The sequence below is a fragment of the Streptomyces sp. NPDC001536 genome, from assembly GCF_042894505.1.
GTDB lineage: Bacteria > Actinomycetota > Actinomycetes > Streptomycetales > Streptomycetaceae > Streptomyces.
In genome coordinates, this window is the sequence record NZ_JBIAVQ010000014.1 from 72,115 (window position 1) to 88,708 (window position 16,594).

The window sequence follows — 16,594 nt, forward strand, 5'->3', positions numbered from 1 at the left end:
CCCCGACCCCGGACGTCGCGGCCTAGCCCCGTAGATCCACCAGCAACGGCGGCGCGTGCTCCCCCGTCGCCCCGGTCAGCGACAACACCGCGTGCCCCGGCGGCACGGAATGCGCCAGCTCGGACGCGGACCACCGCTCCCGCTCGATCTGCCGGACGGTGACGGCCTCGGTCGTCACCGCCTTGCCGGTCACCAGCTTGCGCAGGGCATGCATCGCCCGGGTCATCGGCTGGTCGGCGAAGACCGTGTGCTGGGCGACGTCCTTGGTCTCCACCCACTCGGTGCCCCAGGCTTCGGCGAACCGGCTGCCGTCCCAGGTCGTCACCCCGGACAGCGCCATCCGGCAGCCGACCGCCCCGAACAGCGGCCCGTGGAGCACCTGCGGAACGTCGGAGACCGTGCGCAGCGCGAGCACGACACCCGCGTTCTGCGAGCGCAGCCGCTGGATCCGCCGTACGGACTCGGGGGTCACGGTGCCGGTGGCGTCGTCGACGACCAGTCCGGCGAAGTGCTCGCGGGCCCCTTCCCGTACGACGGAGGTGAACTGGGCCAGCACCAGCCGGGCGATCAGCCGGGACGCCTCTGCGTGACCGTGCTCGGGCAGGTCGACACGGACGCGCAAGGGGTGGTGGACGAGGGCACGCAGCGAGAACGGGCGGGGCCCGTCCCCGCCGGAGCCGTCCGCCGCGCCCGCGCCGAAGAAGCCGGCGAACGCGGGCCGGTCCAGCAGTGCCAGCCGGTCGGCGAGGACGGGACCGGGGTCGCCGGCGCCGCCGCTCTGCCGTGCCCGGGCGTCGAGCTCGCGGCGCATCACCGCGTACCGCTCGTCGGCCAGCCGCCCGCGCAGCTCGGCGAGGACCGCGGGGTCCCCTTCCAGCAGTTCGCGCAGGACGGGCAGGGACGGGAAGTGCCCGTACGCGGTCCGGTAGGGACCGAGGAGCTGGGCGAGGGCCCGCGCCGCGCGCTCGGGGCCCACGGTGTCGAGATCCCCGGCCAGCGCCTCGGCGAGCAGCCCGGCCGCCTCGTCGGGGTCGTCGGTCTCGGCGTACGGGTCGAGGTCGTGCACGGAGCGGGGGTCGCCGACGCGCACGACGACGTCGTACGACGAGTCCGCCCCGACCGGTGTGCCCGCGCCGCACACCACGACGACGGCACAGTCGCCGGTGAGCGCCCGCAGGGTGAGGGACTCCACCACCGGGGTGATCACCTGCCGGGTCTTGCCGGCGCCCGAGGGCCCGACGACCAGCAGGGAGGTGGCCAGGGTCTCCGGCCCGAGAGCCGCGCCCACGCCGCCGTACGCCCGCGGGGTGCGCTCGGCGGTGGCCCACCGCCCGATGCGGACCTGTCCGGTGAGCAGGTCGTGCCGGGCGGCGCGGCCGGAGAGATCGCGGGCGCCGGAGGGGTGGGTGAGCGCGGCGGCGCCCTGGCGCAGCACGGTGTCCGTGAAGGCGGTGAGCCGGCCCTGGCTCCGGGCGCGCTGCCAGGCGCGCTCGATCCGGGCGCAGTCCACGTCGTTCATCCGCCCGGCCAGTACCTCGGCGGTGAGCAGGTCGGCGGCCTGATGCTGCCCGGCCTCCCGCAGCTCGGGCCAGCGGGAACGGGGCTGCTCGGCGACGGGCACCGGGTGCCGGCCCTGCCCGGCGCGGCGCCGGGCGGCGAGCCAGGCGCGGGCCAGGGGCCACCAGCCGCCGATCCGGGCGAAGGGCCACAGGACGAGGGCGGTGACGAGGGCGTAGAGCGTGTCCGTGGCCCAGGGCGAGGTGTAGACGCCGTATCCGCCGCTGATGAGGGCGATGAGGGAGAACAGCGGGTTCACGACGGGCAGGGCGTCCCAGCCGACGAGGGGGAAGGCGTCCGGGAAGACGAAGCTGAGGGTGATCAGAGCGCCCACGGCGGCCAGCAGGGCGCGGGCGGGCTGGGGCTTGCCGGTCACGAGGTGGCGGACCACGGCCGGCCAGCTGCCGAGCCGGCCCACCGTGTAGACGAGCACGGCGAAGAAGAGACCGCTGTAGACCTCCAGGGCCTCGACGCCCGGGTACTCCAGCGACTGCCCCTCCAGCCGCTTCGGCGACGCCATCGTGCCGCCCCACCACCAGTCGTCCGGGGTGAAGAGCCGCAGCAGCGTGTACTGGTACGGGAGCGCGCCGCGCCGCCACAGGGACCACAGCACGAGCGCCACGGCGAACGGGATGAGCATGCCGGCGACGGTCAGCGGATTGAGCCGCTCCGTCCTCGATGCCGCCTTCGGCATCCGGTATCCGAAGCGCCAGATCCCGGGCTTCGTCTCGGGCCGGGCCTCGTTGAGCCAGTCGGCCACGGACGCGCCCGGCGTGTGCGCCGGCCGCGGTGGCACGTTCGGCACGTCCGGCGGCCCCGCCGGACGCGGCACGGGATTCGCATGCGTACCCCGCGCGTCCTGCGTCCCGTCCCTGTCCATCGCCCTCGTTCCCTGACCAGCCGTTCCGTCCACCATCAGCCGTCAATCTAACGCCCCCGCAAGGGGAGTTCACCGCTTACGCGGCCGACGTCCGGACCGTCCGCGTCCCCGGCGGCGGCGAGCCGCTCCGCCTCGCTATGTCCACCACGGACAAACCCGCCCCCCTGACAACGCCCACATGGAGCATGCCCACCCCCCGTCCTCCGTCCTAGCCTGCGAGAAAAGAAGAGAAGCGTCCGCAAAGACCTCGTTCGCAACACCCCCAGGAGCCCCTCATGAGCGCACTTCCGCAGGAGCGCCGGATCGTCACCGCCATCCCCGGCCCGAAGTCGCAGGAGCTGCAGGCCCGCCGCGTCAACGCGGTCGCGCAGGGCGTGGGCTCGGTGCTGCCCGTGTTCACCGCGCGGGCGGGCGGCGGCATCATCGAGGACGTCGACGGCAACCGCCTGATCGACTTCGGTTCCGGCATCGCGGTGACGTCCGTCGGCGCCTCCGCCGAGGCCGTCGTACGCCGGGCCTCCGCCCAGCTCGCCGACTTCACCCACACCTGTTTCATGGTCACGCCGTACGAGGGCTACGTGGAGGTCGCCGAGGCCCTCGCCGAGCTCACGCCGGGTGACCACGCCAAGAAGTCCGCGCTGTTCAACAGCGGTGCCGAGGCCGTCGAGAACGCCGTCAAGATCGCCCGTGCGTACACCAAGCGCCAGGCCGTCGTCGTCTTCGACCACGGCTACCACGGCCGTACGAACCTCACGATGGCGCTGACCGCGAAGAACATGCCGTACAAGCACGGCTTCGGCCCCTTCGCGCCCGAGGTCTACCGCGTCCCGGTCGCCTACGGCTACCGCTGGCCGACCGGCCCGGAGAACGCCGGCCCGGAGGCCGCCGCGCAGGCCATCGACCAGATCAGCAAGCAGGTCGGCGCGGACAACGTCGCCGCGATCATCATCGAGCCGGTGCTCGGAGAGGGCGGCTTCATCGAGCCGGCCAAGGGCTTCCTGCCGGCGCTGAGCAAGTTCGCGAAGGACAACGGCATCGTCTTCGTCGCCGACGAGATCCAGTCCGGCTTCTGCCGTACCGGCCAGTGGTTCGCGTGCGAGGACGAGGGGATCGTCCCGGACCTGATCACCACCGCCAAGGGCATCGCGGGCGGTCTGCCGCTCGCCGCGGTGACCGGCCGCGCCGAGATCATGGACGCCGCGCACGCCGGTGGCCTGGGTGGCACGTACGGCGGCAACCCGGTGGCGTGTGCCGGTGCGCTGGGCTCGATCGAGACGATGAAGGAGCTCGACCTCAACGCCAGGGCGAAGAACATCGAGGCCACGATGAAGGCCCGGCTCACCGCGATGGCCGAGAAGTTCGACATCATCGGTGACGTCCGGGGCCGTGGCGCGATGATCGCCATCGAGCTCGTCAAGGACCGCGCCACCAAGGAGCCCAACGCCGAGGCGACGGCCGCTCTCGCCAAGGCCTGCCACCAGGAGGGCCTGCTGGTCCTTACCTGTGGCACCTACGGCAATGTGCTGCGTTTCCTGCCGCCGCTGGTCATCGGCGAGGACCTCCTCAACGAGGGCCTCGACATCATCGAGCAGGCCTTCGCGCGCATCTGACGCCCCAGGGAGATCACGGGGCACACCCCGCCCCAGGTCACACCCGTCACACCCGCCCCAGCCCCGGATTCACAGCGGATTCCGGGTCTGGGGCGGCCGCCGTCAGAGGGTGTGAAGAACGTGTGCGGGGTGTCTGTCAGGACGCGATTCCGGCTGTCGCAGCCCCATCGGCTGCCGTAGGTTCTACCCAGATGAGAGATACACCCCGCCCACAGGGGACTGTGGGCGACATCAGGCCGGGGCCTCCCCAGCTTCGACCTGGTCGTGCCCTCGCGCACACAACCGGAGCCTCCGGCTCCGGATCTCCTCACCGATCGGACGGTCGCCCGCCCCAAACCCCCCGGGGCGCGCGACGATCCGGTCCGGACGGCCGCCCCGGAACCACCCCCCCTGTTCCGGGGCGGCCGACCTCCTTCTTTCTCTTCCTTCTTCTCGGCCTCCCGGCCGTCCTCTTCGCGCTGATCACCTGGCAGGTCGTCGAGGACGGCCCTCTGGTGCGCCTGGACGAACGCGTCAGCCGCGCCCTGGTCCACCCCGACCGCGCCTCGGAACTCCTCTCCGACCTCGGCAACGTCCAGGTCGCGGTCCCGGTCCTGGCCCTGGTGCTCGCCTATGTGTCCTGGCGGGCCCGACGCACCGGTACAGACCGCTGGTGGCAGCCGCCCGCCGGCGCCGCGCTGCTGATGGCCCTGGTCCCCGCCCTGATCGTCCCGATCAAGGAACTCACCGACCGCCCCGGCACCCCGGTCGTACCGCCGGCCACCGGCTACTACCCCTCCGGCCACACGGCCACGGCAGCCGTCGCCTACGGCGCCGCGGCCCTGCTCCTCCTCCCCTGGCTGCACACCACGTGGCTTCGCCGCACGACCGTGATCCTCTACGGCGTCCTCGTCCTCGGCGTCTCCTACGGCCTGATCCGCCGCGGCTACCACTGGCCACTGGACGTCGTGGCCAGCTGGTGCCTCTCCACGGTCCTGCTCACCGGTTACGCCCTGACGGTCAGCCGAAGTAGCCGTCGAACGTCCGCTGGAACTCCCAGCTCCCGTACCGGTCCCAGTTGATCGACCACGTCATCAGGCCGCGCAGGGCGGGCCAGGTGCCGTGGGTGGCGTACGCGCCGCAGTTCGTCCTCTTCGTCAGGCAGTCGAGGGTCTTGGTGACCTCGGCGGGCGGCACGTGTCCGTTGCCCGCGTTCGTGGAGGCCGGCATGCCGATCGCCACCTGGTCGGGGCGCAGGGGCGGGAAGACGTTGTTCGCGTCGCCGGCGACCGGGAAGCCGGTGAGCAGCATGTCGGTCATCGCGATGTGGAAGTCGGCGCCGCCCATGGAGTGGTACTGGTTGTCGAGGCCCATGATCGGGCCCGAGTTGTAGTCCTGGACGTGCAGCAGGGTCAGGTCGTCGCGCAGGGCGTGGATGACCGGGAGATACGCGCCCGCCCTCGGGTCCTGGCCGCCCCACTTGCCGGTGCCGTAGTACTGGTAGCCGAGTTGGACGAAGAAGGTCTCGGGGGCCATCGTCAGCACGAACCGGGAGCCGTACTTCGCCTTGAGCGTCTTCACGGCCGAGATCAGGTTGACGACGACCGGTGTCTTCGGGTTCTTGAAGTCGGTGTCGTCGGCGTTCAGGGAGAGCGAGTGGCCCTCGAAGTCGATGTCGAGGCCGTCGAGTCCGTACTCGTCGATGATCTTCGAGACCGAGGTGACGAAGGCGTCCCGGGCCGCCGTGGTCGTCAGCTGGACCTGGCCGTTCTGGCCGCCGATGGAGATCAGCACCTTCTTGCCGGCCGCCTGCTTGGCCTTGATCGCCGCCTTGAACTCGGCGTCGCTCTCGACGTTCGGGCACTCGGTGACCGGGCAACGCTCGAAGCGGATGTCCCCGGAGGTGACCGAGGTCGGCTCACCGAAGGCCAGGTCGATGACGTCCCAGCTGTCGGGGACGTCGGCCAGGCGCGTGTAGCCGGAGCCGTTGGCGAAACTGGCGTGGAGATAGCCGACCAGGGCATGGGCGGGGAGGTCGGTCGAGCCGCCGGATCCGGCGGTGGTGGTCGCGGTGACGGTGGCCGACTTCGCGGACTCGCCGGCGTCGTTGAGCGCGGTGACCTGGAAGCTGTAAGCGGTGGTCGGCGAGAGCCCGGCGATCGTGGCCGAAGTCCCGCTCACCGTCTGGACCTTGGCGCCGTCGCGGTACACGGCGTAGCCCGTCGCTCCGGTGACCGCCGACCAGGACAGGGCCACGCTGGACGGGGTGACCGTCCCCACGGCGAGACCGGTGGGCGCCGCGGGCGGCCGGCCCGCGTCGACGCCGGGGCCGACCAGGGAGATGTCGTCGGCGTGGTACGCGCCGGTGCCGTACCAGCCGTGGGTGTAGATCGTGACCTTGGTGGTGGCGGGGCCGGTGCGGAAGGTCGTGGTGAGCTGCTGCCAGTTCGGGGCGGACTGGGTCCAGGCGGAGACGTCGGTGGTTCCGGTGCCGCTCGCGCCGAGGTAGACGTAGGAGCCTCGGACGTGTCCGGAGAGGGTGTACTGGGAGTCGGGCTTGACGGTCACCGTCTGGGCGCACCGGGCGTTGTCGCTGCCGACCGGGGTGGCCTGGAGCGCGGCGACGCCACTGCGCACGGGGCTGCTCACCGTCGTACCGGCCGAACAGGTCCAGGCGTCGAGGCCCGCCTCGAAGCCGCCGTTGCGGGCGAGGTCCGCGTCGGCCGCACGGGCGGCCGACGAGAGCGCGGTGCTGCCGCCCGCGGCCAGCAGTGTGGCCGTGAGCGCGGCGACGAGAGGTCTGGAGCGGTCCACAAGTGCCTCCGGGACTGGGGGAATTGGAGGGTGGAGCGCGCCCAATTTGGTCCAGACCAATTAGGTTGTCAAGACCTCCCGCGAGCGGCTATCCGTCCTCCTCCGTGGCCAGACCCGCCGCCGCCTCGTGCATCGCCAGTTCGAGGAGGGCCGGGTCGGTGAGGGTGCCGGAACCGTCCGGCGGGACCAGCCAGCGGACGCCGCCGGTGGAGCGTCCCGGGTACGGCACCACGATCCAGGTGCCGGCGCCGGCCGCGCGGATGCCCGTGCCGACCCAGCGTGCGGCGGTACCGGGTGGCACGAGGAAGCCCATCCGGGCGTCGCCGAAGTCGACCAGCACCGGGCCGGGCTGGTCGATGATGCGGGTGAGGACGTCGAGCGTGGGATAACCGAGCTCACCCGGCAGGATGAGCACGTCCCAGGCCTTGCCGGCGGGCAGCAGCGCGACCCCGAGGGGATTGCGCTCCCACTCCCAGCGGCAGGCCTCGGGATCCGGCGCCACCGATGCCAGCCACTCGACCGCCGTCTTCGCCCCAGTCATGAGAAGACCTCCCTGTTCCTTCGTGGACGCGGTTCGCGTCCACGAGGGAGAGGGAGGTCCTGGGCAGGCATTACGCGGGTTTCACGACCCTGTTGGAGTGAACCGGATCACATCCGGGGGCAACGACCGCCGCCGGCCGTCCTCAGCCGCCTCAGCCGCCTCAGCTGTCCTCAGCCGTCCTCAGCTGTCGAAGCCCAGCCCCAGTCTGTCCATCGTCTTCAGCCACAGGTTGCGCCGCCCGCCCCGCGAGTCCGCCCGGGCCAGGGACCACTTGGTCAGGGCGATGCCGGTCCAGGCGAACGGTTCGGGCGGGAAGGGCAGGGGCTTCTTGCGGACCATCTCCAGGGAGGTGCGTTCCGTGGTCTCGCCGTCCAGGAGGTCCAGCATGACGTCCGCGCCGAAGCGGGTCGCGCCGACGCCGAGTCCCGTGTAGCCGGCCGCGTAGGCCACGTTGCCGTGGTGCGCGGTGCCGAAGAACGCCGAGAAGCGGGAGCAGGTGTCGATCGCACCGCCCCACGCGTGCGTGAAGCGGACCCCTTCGAGCTGCGGGAAGCAGGTGAAGAAGTGCTCGGCGAGCTTGGCGTACGTCTCCGGGCGGTCGTCGTACTCGGCGCGTACCCGGCCGCCGTAGTGGTGGACCGCGTCGTAGCCGCCCCAGAGGACGCGGTTGTCGGCGCTGAGCCGGAAGTAGTGGAACTGGTTCGCCGAGTCCCCGAGGCCCTGGCGGTTCTTCCAGCCGATCGCCGCGAGTTGCTCGCTGCTCAGCGGCTCGGTCATCAGCGCGTAGTCGTAGACCGGGACGGTGTACGACCGGACCCGCTTGACCAGGTTCGGGAAGATGTTGGTGCCGAGCGCGACCTTGCGGGCCCGGACCGAGCCGTAGGGGGTGCGTACGGCCATTCCGGCGCCGTAGGGCTTCAGCGTCAGGGCGGGGGTGTGCTCGTGGACGCGGACGCCGAGTTGCAGACACGCCCGCTTCAGGCCCCAGGCGAGCTTCGCCGGGTTGAGCATGGCGACGCCCCGGCGGTCGTACAGGCCCGCCTGGAATGTCGGTGAGTCGACTTGTTCCCGTACCGCCTCGGCATCCAGGAACTCCACGCCCTCGGCGAGGCCCGCGCGCTCCATCTCCTCGTACCAGTCGCGCAGTTCCCACGCCTGGTACGTCTCGGTGGCGACGTCGATCTCGCCGGTGCGCTCGAAGTCGCAGTCGAGGGAGTAGCGGGCGACCGCCTTCTCGATCTCGTCGAGATTGCGGGCGCCCAGCTCCTCCAGCTTGTGGATCTCGTCCGGCCAGCGGGTCAGCCCGTTGCCCAGACCGTGCGTGAGCGAGGCGGCGCAGAAGCCGCCGTTGCGGCCCGAGGCGGCCCAGCCCACCTCGCGGCCCTCCAGCAGGACCACGTCCCGCTGCGGATCGCGCTCCTTGGCGAGGAGCGCGGTCCACAGTCCGCTGTAGCCACCGCCGACGACCAGCAGATCGCAGGTCTCGGCGCCGGTGAGGGCGGGTTCGGGGTGGGGCTTGCCGGGGTCGTCCAGCCAGTACGGGACCGGCTGGGCGTCGGAAAGGGATTTCGTCCAGTCACTGCCACGACTCATGGCGCTTGGGGCCATGATTTCAACTCCCTACAGAGGGTTCTCTGAAAGGCTTATGCCTTTTGCTTGTTGCGGCGATTACTGATGACCATAGAGGCCAGCACGAGCAGTACGGCGACCAGGAACATGGCCGTACCGATCACATTGATCTGAACGGGTGTGCCGCGCTGTGCCGAACCCCAGACGAACATGGGGAAGGTGACGGTCGAGCCCGCGTTGAAATTGGTGATGATGAAATCGTCGAAGGAGAGCGCGAAGGCGAGCAGCGCGCCCGCCGCGATTCCCGGTGCCGCGATCGGCAGGGTGACCCTGACGAAGGTCTGGAACGGGCCGGCGTAGAGGTCACGCGCGGCCTCCTCCAGCCTCGGGTCCATCGACATCACGCGCGCCTTGACGGCGGTGACGACGAAGCTGAGGCAGAACATGATGTGGGCGATGAGGATCGTCCAGAAGCCCAGCTGCGCGCCCATGTTGAGGAACAGGGTGAGCAGCGAGGCCGCCATGACGACCTCGGGCATCGCCATCGGCAGGAAGATCAGCGAGTTCACGGCGCCGCGGGCGCGGAACCGGTAGCGGACCAGCGCGAAGGCGATCATCGTGCCGAGGACGGTGGCGCCGATCGTGGCCCAGAACGCGATCTGGAGGCTGAGCGAGAGCGAGCCGCACATGTCGGCGACCCCGCACGGGTCCTTCCAGGCGTCCAGGGAGAACTGCTGCCATTCGTAGTTGAAGCGCCCCTTCGGATTGTTGAAGGAGAACACCGTCACGACGATGTTCGGCAGCAGGAGATATCCGAGCGTCAGCAGTCCCGCGATGATGACGAATTTGCGCTTGAGCCAGTTGACGAAGGCCATTTAAACCAGATCCTCCGTTCCGGACCGGCGGATGTAGACCGTGACCATGACGAGGATGGCGGCCATCAGGATGAAGGAGAGCGCCGCGGCCGTCGGATAGTCCAGAATCCGCAGGAACTGGGACTGGATGACGTTTCCGACCATGCGGGTGTCCGTCGAGCCGAGCAGGTCCGCGTTGACGTAGTCACCGGCGGCCGGGATGAAGGTCAGCAGCGTGCCGGAGACGACACCCGGCATCGACAGCGGGAAGGTGACCCTGCGGAAGGTCGTGATCGGCTTGGCGTACAGGTCGCCGGCGGCCTCGTGGAGGCGGGTGTCGATGCGCTCCAGTGAGGTGTAGAGCGGCAGGATCATGAACGGCAGGAAGTTGTACGTCAGACCGCACACCACCGCCAGTGGCGTGGCCAGCACGCGGTCGCCGGAGGTCCAGCCGAGCCAGCTGGTGACGTCCAGGACGTGCAGGGTGTTGAGGGCGCCGACGACCGGGCCGCTGTCCGCGAGGATCGTCTTCCAGGCGAGGGTGCGGATCAGGAAGCTGGTGAAGAACGGCGCGATCACCAGGATCATGATCAGGTTCCGCCAGCGGCCCGCGCGGAACGCGATCAGATACGCCAGCGGGTAGCCGAGGATCAGACACAGGATCGTCGCCGAGCCCGCGTACAGGATCGAGCGCAGGTACTGCGGCCAGTACTCGGACAGCGCGTCCCAGTAGGTGGCGAAGTGCCAGGTGACCTTGTAGCCCTCCTCCAGCGAGCCCGTCTGCACGGACGTGGAGGCCTGGTAGATCATCGGCAGCGCGAAGAAGACCAGCAGCCACAGGATGCCGGGCAGCAGCAGCCAGTACGGCACGAGACGGCCGCGCTTGCGCGGGGGCTTCTTCTCGGGCGCGGTCGGGGAGAGCGGCGGCGGCGCCTCGGTGAGGGTCGTCATCAGACCGCCACCGCTTCGTCGATGCCGGCGTCGATGTCCTGGGCGGCGTCGAGTCCGAAGGTGTGCGCCGGGCTCCAGTGCAGGACGACGTCGGCGCCGGGCACGAGGCGGGAGTCCCGCTCGATGTTCTGGACGTAGACCTCGAACTCGGGGCAGACCGCGCTGTCGATGACGTACTGCGTGGAGACCCCGATGAAGCTGCCGTTGGCGATCTTGCCGGTGATGCGGTTGCGGCCCTCGGGGATCTCGCCGGCGTCGTCGGCGTGGGTGAGGGAGATCTTCTCCGGGCGGACGCCGACCAGCACCTTGCCGCCGGTCCGCGTGGGCGCCGAACATCGCGACTCGGGCAGGACGAGCTTGCCGCCGCCGGCCTTCAGGACGATGTCGTCGCCGCTCTTGGCGTCGACCTCGGCCTCGATCAGGTTCGACGTGCCGAGGAAGTTGGCGACGAAGGTGGTCTGCGGGTTCTCGTACAGGTCGGACGGCGAGCCGAGCTGCTCGACGCGGCCCGCGTTCATCACGGCGACCTGGTCGGCCATGGTCATGGCCTCCTCCTGGTCGTGCGTGACATGGATGAAGGTGATGCCGACCTCGGTCTGGATGCGCTTGAGCTCCAACTGCATCTGGCGGCGCAGCTTGAGGTCGAGGGCGCCGAGGGGCTCGTCGAGGAGGAGCACCTTGGGGGTGTTGATCAGCGCCCGGGCGACCGCGACACGCTGCTGCTGGCCGCCGGAGAGCTGGTGCGGCTTCTTACGCGCCTGCTCACCGAGCTGCACGAGCTCCAGCATGTCCTCGACCTGCTTCTTCACCGACTTGATGCCACGCCGGCGCAGACCGAAGGCGACGTTCTCGAAGATGTCGAGGTGCGGGAAGAGGGCGTAGGACTGGAAGACCGTGTTCACCGGCCGCTTGTACGGCGGCAGGTGGGTCACGTCCTGCTCGCCGAGCGAGACGGTGCCCGTGGTGGGCTCCTCCAGACCCGCGATCATCCGCAGGGTGGTGGTCTTGCCGCAGCCGGAGGCGCCGAGCAGGGCGAAGAAGGACCCCTGCGGCACGGTCAGGTCCAGCGGCTGCACGGCGGTGAAGCCGTTGTCGTACGTCTTGCTGATGCCCGAGAGGCGGACGTCGCCGGTGTTGTCTGTCTTGTTCGTCACGGTGGTCACGCCCCAGTCAGCTTCGCGAACTTCTCTTCGAACTCGGTCTCTTCCTTCGAGCTCAGCGAGCGGAAGGCGTGGGACTTCGCGGCCATGGCCTTGTCCGGGATGATCAGCGGGTTGTTCGCCGCATCCGGGTCGAGCTTCTCCAGCTCGGCCTTCACCCCGTCGACGGGCGTCACGTAGTTGATGTACTCGGCGAGCTCGGCGGCCGGCTTCGGCTCGTAGTAGTAGTCGATGAGCCGCTCGGCGTTCGTCTTGTGACGGGCCTTGTTGGGGATGAGCATGTTGTCCGTCGACGTGATGTACCCGCTGTCCGGGATCAGGAAGTCGATGTCCGGGCTGTCCGCCTTCAGCTGGACGACGTCACCGGCCCAGGCGATACAGGCGGCGAAGTCGCCGCTGCTCAGGTCGGAGGTGTAGTCGTTGCCGGTGAAGCGGCGGATCTGGCCCTTGTCGACGGCCTTCTGGATCCGGGCGATCGCCGCGTCGTAGTCGTCGGCGGTGAAGTTCGCCGGGTCCTTGCCCATGTCGAGCAGGGTCATGCCGATGCTGTCGCGCATCTCCGACAGGAAACCGACCTTGCCCTTGAGCTTGGGGTTGTCGAGCAGGTCGGAGAGGGACTTCACCTCGACGCCGTCGAGGGACTTCTTGTTGTACGCGATGACGGTCGAGATGCCCTGCCACACGTACGAGTAGGCACGGCCGGGGTCCCAGTCGGGGTTGCGGAACTGCGCCGACAGGTTGGTGTACGCATGGGGCAGGTTCGCCGGGTCCAGTTTCTGGACCCACCCGAGGCGGATCAGCCGGGCCGCGAGCCAGTCGGTGAGGACGATGATGTCGCGGCCGGTGTCCTGGCCGGCGGCGAGCTGCGGCTTGATCTTGCCGAAGAACTCGACGTTGTCGTTGATGTCCTCGGTGTACTTGACCGTGATGCCGGTCCGCTGCTTGAACTGGTCGAGCGTGGGGTGGTGCTTCTCGCTCTCGTCCACGTCGATGTACTCGGTCCAGTTGGAGAAGTTGACGACCTTCTCCTTGGCCGAGTGGTCCTCCGCGGAGACTCCGCCCTTGGTGTTGCCCGCCGCGGGGATACCGCAGCCGGTCAGGGCCCCGAGGCCGCCGACCGCGAGCGCGCCGCCCGCGGAGGCGCGCAACAGGGACCGCCGGGTCATGGCGGCCCGGCCGTTGCGGAAGCTGCGCCGCATGGCGGCCACTTGGGCCGGGCTCAGGCGGTCGGGCTCGTACTGCTCCATGCGCGTGGTGCCCTTTCGGGAGGGTTCGGCCGCGGTCGGACGGCCTGCTGCTCTATCGGTCCCCGAAGATCGTGCGGTGCCAGTCCTTCCTGGCGACCGCCGTATTGTCGAACATGACGTGCTTGATCTGGGTGTACTCCTCGAACGAGTACGAGGACATGTCCTTGCCGAAGCCGGACGCCTTGTACCCGCCGTGGGGCATCTCGCTGATGATCGGGATGTGGTCGTTGATCCAGACGCAGCCCGCCTTGATCTCGCGGGTGGCGCGGTTCGCCCGGTAGACGTCGCGGCTCCAGGCGGAGGCGGCGAGCCCGTACGGGGTGTCGTTGGCGAGCTCGATGCCCTCGTCGTCGCTGTCGAAGGGCAGGACCACGAGGACCGGTCCGAAGAGCTCGGACTGGACGATCTCGCTGTCCTGGGCGGCGTCCGCGACCAGGGTGGGGAGATAGTACGCGCCGTTCTTGAGATCTCCCTGAGGAGCCTCACCGCCGGTCACCACGCGCGCGTAGCCACGCGCACGGTCGACGAAGGCGGCGACCCGGTCCCGCTGGACGTGCGAGATGAGGGGGCCGAGATCGGTACCGGCGGCGAAGGGGTCGCCGAGCCGGACCTGGGCCATGAGCTCGGCCGTCTTCTCCACGAACGCGTCATAGAGAGGCCGTTGCACATACGCGCGCGTGGCGGCCGTGCAGTCCTGGCCGGTGTTGATGAGCGAGCCCGCGACCGCGCCGTTGACGGCGGCGTCCAGGTCGGCGTCGTCGAAGACCACGAAGGGCGCCTTGCCGCCGAGCTCCAGGTGGATGCGCTTGACGGTGGCGGTGGCGATCTCGGCGACCCGCTTGCCGACGGCGGTGGACCCGGTGAAGGAGGTCATGGCGACGTCGGGGTGCCCGACGAGATGCTCGCCGGCTTCCTTGCCGGTGCCGGTGACGATGTTGACGACCCCGTCCGGGATCCCGGCGTCGGTGGCGGCCTGGGCGAAGAGCAGCGAGGTCAGGGGGGTGAGCTCGGCGGGCTTGAGCACGATCGTGTTGCCCGCGGCGATGGCCGGGAGGACCTTCCAGGCGGCCATCTGGAGCGGGTAGTTCCAGGGGGCGATGGAGCCGACGACACCGATGGGCTCACGACGGACGTACGAGGTGTGGTCGCCGGAGTACTCCCCGGCGGACTGCCCCTGGAGGTGCCGGGCCGCGCCCGCGAAGAAGGCGGTGTTGTCGATGGTCCCCGGCACGTCGAACTCGCGCGTCAGCTTCAGCGGCTTGCCGCACTGGAGGGACTCGGCGCGGGCGAATTCCTCGGCGCGGTCGGCGAGTACGGCGGCGAAGCGGTGCAGCGCGTCCGAGCGCTCGCCGGGCGTCGTGGCGGCCCAGGCCGGGAAGGCCTCGCGCGCGGCGGCGACGGCCGCGTCCACGTCGGCGGTGCTCGCCAGTTCGTACGTGTAGACCTCCTCGCCGGTCGCGGGGTCGACGACCGCGTGTGTCCGTCCTGAGGTGCCCTTCGTGAGGCGGCCCGCGATGAACTGCGCACCGTCCGCGAAGCGCTCCTGCGCGGGGAATCGGTCCGGGGTGGCGTTGCCCGGGTTGTGCATGTCGCTCTCCTCCGCCGCCGGCCCACGTTTCCCGCAGGCGGGGCGTGGCTCCAGCTCGATTTGAGTGCCGATCCTGACAGAGCAAGTGGCGTCCGACAAGGGATTCCGTTGTTGCCTTTTAGTTACGCGACGGAATCTGTCGACCAGGTGTCGAGCTGGCATCGAAAAGCCAGGACGGAGTGTCAGTGGTTCCTGCCAGACTCGCATGCATGACGAAGATCGATTCTCGGGACACCCTGGTCAGGGCGGTCCGGACGGGGGCGAGGGTCAGGTACCTCCACTTCTGGGGACATCGCCCGCTGCCGGACGGCCGGATCGGGGCGAGCTGTCTGAGCCAGTGGTGGCCCTCACCGTTCGTGGTGGACGGAGTGACGTATGCGACCGCCGAGCACTGGATGATGGCGGGCAAGGCGCGGCTGTTCGGCGACGCCGAGGCGGAGCGCCGGGTGCTGGCCGCGGGACATCCTTCGGTGGCGAAGAAGGAGGGGCGGCTGGTCCGGGGCTTCGACGAGACGACCTGGGAGCGCGAGCGCTTCCGGATCGTCGTCGAGGGCAGCGTGCACAAGTTCCACGCGGACGCCGGGCTGCGGTCGTTTCTGCTGGGAACGGGAGAGCGGGTGCTGGTCGAGGCCAGTCCGGTGGACCGGGTGTGGGGGATCGGGCTCACGGCCACGGACGAGGGGGCGCTGGATCCGGAGCGGTGGCGGGGGGCGAATCTGCTGGGGTTCGCGTTGATGGCGGCGCGGGATCGGTTGCGGCTTCGCTGAGTCCGCCGGCCGGTGGGGGCTGGTCGCGCCCCCGCGGCGGCAGCCGTACATCGGCACAGCCCGCGCGCCTGAAGGGCGCGCTTCCGCTCAGGTCAGTATCAGCAGTACGACCATGCCGATGCCCAGTGCGATGCCCACTGCCCCGCAGATGATCCCGGCCAGGGCCTGGCCCGGGTTGTCGGCCTCGCCTCTCCTCGCCTTGCCCCTGCCGATCGCGCCGAAGATCACGCCGAGGATGCCCAGGATGATCGCGAGCGGCCAGAGGCAGAAGACGATGGCTCCGAGGATGCCGAGGACCAGACCGGCGGTGCCCATCCCGTTGCTGGGCTGCGGCTGCATGCCGGGCCAGTTGTAGTGGCCCTGCGGCGCGGGGCCCGGGTAGCCGTAGCCGGCGCCCGGATATCCGTAGGGCACCTGGCCCGGGCCGTCGGGGGCGATGGGAGGTGGCGGGACGTGGCCGCCCTGGGGATAGGGGGTGGGGCCGGTCGGGGGTGCAAAGGGGTTCGGCGGCGGGGCGAACGGATCGGCGCTGGTGGTCTGCCCGGGCGGGGCGAAAGGGTTGGCCCATGCTTGCGCGGAGGGCGTGGCGGCCGTGCCGTCCGCGCCCGGCATCTGGGCGACCGTCCGCTGGTCGTGGACGGATGGGGGCGGCCAGGCGGGGGCGTCGCCGGAGCCCGCGGGCGCGTCGCCGGTCGGGGCGAAGGGGGACGCGGAGACATCGCCGGACGACGAGGCGGGCGCATGCCCGGAGGACGGAGTCGGCTTCTCGGCGCTCGGCTCCGCGCCGAACACCCCACCGCGCCCCGCACCGACCACCCCGCCGACCGCACCACCGGTCGACCCGAACGTCGTGTCACCCGACGGCGCGAGCGGCACCTCCTCCGCCGTGGCGGCCGGCTCGGCCGTCCCGTCGCCCGCCGGCGACGCCCAGTGACCCCGCTCCCCCGACGCGTCACCCTTGTCCAGCCCCGTTCCCGGAGCCGTCGGCGCAGTCGGCCGCGGGGTCTCGTCCTCCGGCGGCCGCGGCTCGTCGGACATGTTCGGGACCCCCTCCGTCGTGTGCCCCGTCATGCTACG

At 70.3% G+C, this 16,594-nt stretch carries 13 protein-coding genes; 3 read left to right on the plus strand and 10 right to left on the minus strand.

All coding sequences use genetic code 11. The features are described 5' to 3' along the window. Positions 1 to 22: 22 nt before the first annotated feature. Positions 23 to 2,437, minus strand: a complete 2,415-nt coding sequence (locus ACFY0U_RS32790; RefSeq protein WP_388642010.1) for an ATP/GTP-binding protein — start codon at positions 2,435 to 2,437, stop codon at positions 23 to 25. A gap of 275 nt (positions 2,438 to 2,712) precedes the next feature. On the opposite strand from ACFY0U_RS32790, the gene gabT reads away from it, so the two are divergent. Both gabT and ACFY0U_RS32800 read left to right on the plus strand, forming a co-directional pair. Continuing rightward, a complete protein-coding gene (gene gabT, locus ACFY0U_RS32795) occupies positions 2,713 to 4,047 on the plus strand; it encodes a 4-aminobutyrate--2-oxoglutarate transaminase (protein ID WP_388642012.1) in 1,335 nt (444 codons plus the stop codon). 458 nt (positions 4,048 to 4,505) lie between these two features. Next, complete coding sequence (locus ACFY0U_RS32800) at positions 4,506 to 5,108, plus strand: phosphatase PAP2 family protein (protein ID WP_388642302.1); 603 nt, start codon at positions 4,506 to 4,508, stop codon at positions 5,106 to 5,108. Here ACFY0U_RS32800 and ACFY0U_RS32805 read toward each other — a convergent pair. The 8 genes from ACFY0U_RS32805 to ACFY0U_RS32840 form a co-directional block, all read right to left on the minus strand. Beyond that, positions 5,047 to 6,840 (minus strand): chitinase, encoded by a 1,794-nt coding sequence (locus tag ACFY0U_RS32805; RefSeq protein WP_388642014.1) that lies wholly within the window; start codon positions 6,838 to 6,840, stop codon positions 5,047 to 5,049. The genes ACFY0U_RS32800 and ACFY0U_RS32805 overlap by 62 nt on opposite strands. Before the next feature lie 88 nt (positions 6,841 to 6,928). Beyond that, positions 6,929 to 7,381: a hypothetical protein gene (locus ACFY0U_RS32810; RefSeq protein ID WP_388642016.1), complete on the minus strand. Its 453-nt coding sequence runs from the start codon at positions 7,379 to 7,381 to the stop codon at positions 6,929 to 6,931. Between the two features lie 180 nt (positions 7,382 to 7,561). After that, positions 7,562 to 8,989: an NAD(P)/FAD-dependent oxidoreductase gene (locus tag ACFY0U_RS32815; protein WP_388642018.1), complete on the minus strand. Its 1,428-nt coding sequence runs from the start codon at positions 8,987 to 8,989 to the stop codon at positions 7,562 to 7,564. 35 nt (positions 8,990 to 9,024) lie between these two features. Further along, a complete protein-coding gene (locus tag ACFY0U_RS32820; protein ID WP_388642020.1) occupies positions 9,025 to 9,825 on the minus strand; it encodes an ABC transporter permease in 801 nt (266 codons plus the stop codon). Further along, complete coding sequence (locus ACFY0U_RS32825) at positions 9,826 to 10,755, minus strand: ABC transporter permease (protein WP_388642022.1); 930 nt, start codon at positions 10,753 to 10,755, stop codon at positions 9,826 to 9,828. Further along, on the minus strand, positions 10,755 to 11,918 hold the full coding sequence (locus ACFY0U_RS32830; RefSeq protein ID WP_388642024.1) for an ABC transporter ATP-binding protein: 1,164 nt from the start codon (positions 11,916 to 11,918) through the stop codon (positions 10,755 to 10,757). The genes ACFY0U_RS32825 and ACFY0U_RS32830 overlap by 1 nt, the downstream gene beginning before the upstream one ends. Continuing rightward, positions 11,915 to 13,162 carry a spermidine/putrescine ABC transporter substrate-binding protein gene (locus ACFY0U_RS32835; protein WP_388642026.1) on the minus strand — a complete coding sequence of 416 codons (1,248 nt, stop codon included), beginning with the start codon at positions 13,160 to 13,162 and terminating at the stop codon, positions 11,915 to 11,917. Before ACFY0U_RS32835 ends, ACFY0U_RS32830 begins: the two co-directional genes overlap by 4 nt. Positions 13,163 to 13,214: 52 nt before the next feature. Further along, complete coding sequence (locus tag ACFY0U_RS32840; protein WP_388642028.1) at positions 13,215 to 14,750, minus strand: gamma-aminobutyraldehyde dehydrogenase; 1,536 nt, start codon at positions 14,748 to 14,750, stop codon at positions 13,215 to 13,217. A 209-nt stretch (positions 14,751 to 14,959) separates the two neighbouring features. Here ACFY0U_RS32840 and ACFY0U_RS32845 point away from each other — a divergent pair, with 209 nt between their 5' ends. Continuing rightward, positions 14,960 to 15,517, plus strand: a complete 558-nt coding sequence (locus ACFY0U_RS32845) for an NADAR family protein (protein WP_388642030.1) — start codon at positions 14,960 to 14,962, stop codon at positions 15,515 to 15,517. A gap of 87 nt (positions 15,518 to 15,604) precedes the next feature. On the opposite strand, the gene ACFY0U_RS32850 is transcribed toward ACFY0U_RS32845, so the two are convergent. After that, positions 15,605 to 16,555, minus strand: coding sequence for a DUF4190 domain-containing protein (locus tag ACFY0U_RS32850; RefSeq protein WP_388642032.1), 951 nt, complete (start codon positions 16,553 to 16,555; stop codon positions 15,605 to 15,607). Positions 16,556 to 16,594 lie beyond the last annotated feature (39 nt).

What these genes read in the sequence shown, in the direction of transcription:
- gabT (WP_388642012.1), top strand. Translation starts at nt 2,713, where the DNA reads ATGAGCGCACTTCCGCAGGAGCGCCGGATCGTCACCGCCATCCCCGGC.
- ACFY0U_RS32825 (WP_388642022.1), bottom strand. Translation starts at nt 10,755, where the DNA reads ATGACGACCCTCACCGAGGCGCCGCCGCCGCTCTCCCCGACCGCGCCC.
- ACFY0U_RS32790 (WP_388642010.1), bottom strand. Translation starts at nt 2,437, where the DNA reads ATGGACAGGGACGGGACGCAGGACGCGCGGGGTACGCATGCGAATCCC.
- ACFY0U_RS32850 (WP_388642032.1), bottom strand. Translation starts at nt 16,555, where the DNA reads ATGTCCGACGAGCCGCGGCCGCCGGAGGACGAGACCCCGCGGCCGACT.
- ACFY0U_RS32810 (WP_388642016.1), bottom strand. Translation starts at nt 7,381, where the DNA reads ATGACTGGGGCGAAGACGGCGGTCGAGTGGCTGGCATCGGTGGCGCCG.
- ACFY0U_RS32840 (WP_388642028.1), bottom strand. Translation starts at nt 14,750, where the DNA reads ATGCACAACCCGGGCAACGCCACCCCGGACCGATTCCCCGCGCAGGAG.
- ACFY0U_RS32815 (WP_388642018.1), bottom strand. Translation starts at nt 8,989, where the DNA reads ATGGCCCCAAGCGCCATGAGTCGTGGCAGTGACTGGACGAAATCCCTT.
- ACFY0U_RS32835 (WP_388642026.1), bottom strand. Translation starts at nt 13,162, where the DNA reads ATGGAGCAGTACGAGCCCGACCGCCTGAGCCCGGCCCAAGTGGCCGCC.
- ACFY0U_RS32820 (WP_388642020.1), bottom strand. Translation starts at nt 9,825, where the DNA reads ATGGCCTTCGTCAACTGGCTCAAGCGCAAATTCGTCATCATCGCGGGA.
- ACFY0U_RS32845 (WP_388642030.1), top strand. Translation starts at nt 14,960, where the DNA reads ATGACGAAGATCGATTCTCGGGACACCCTGGTCAGGGCGGTCCGGACG.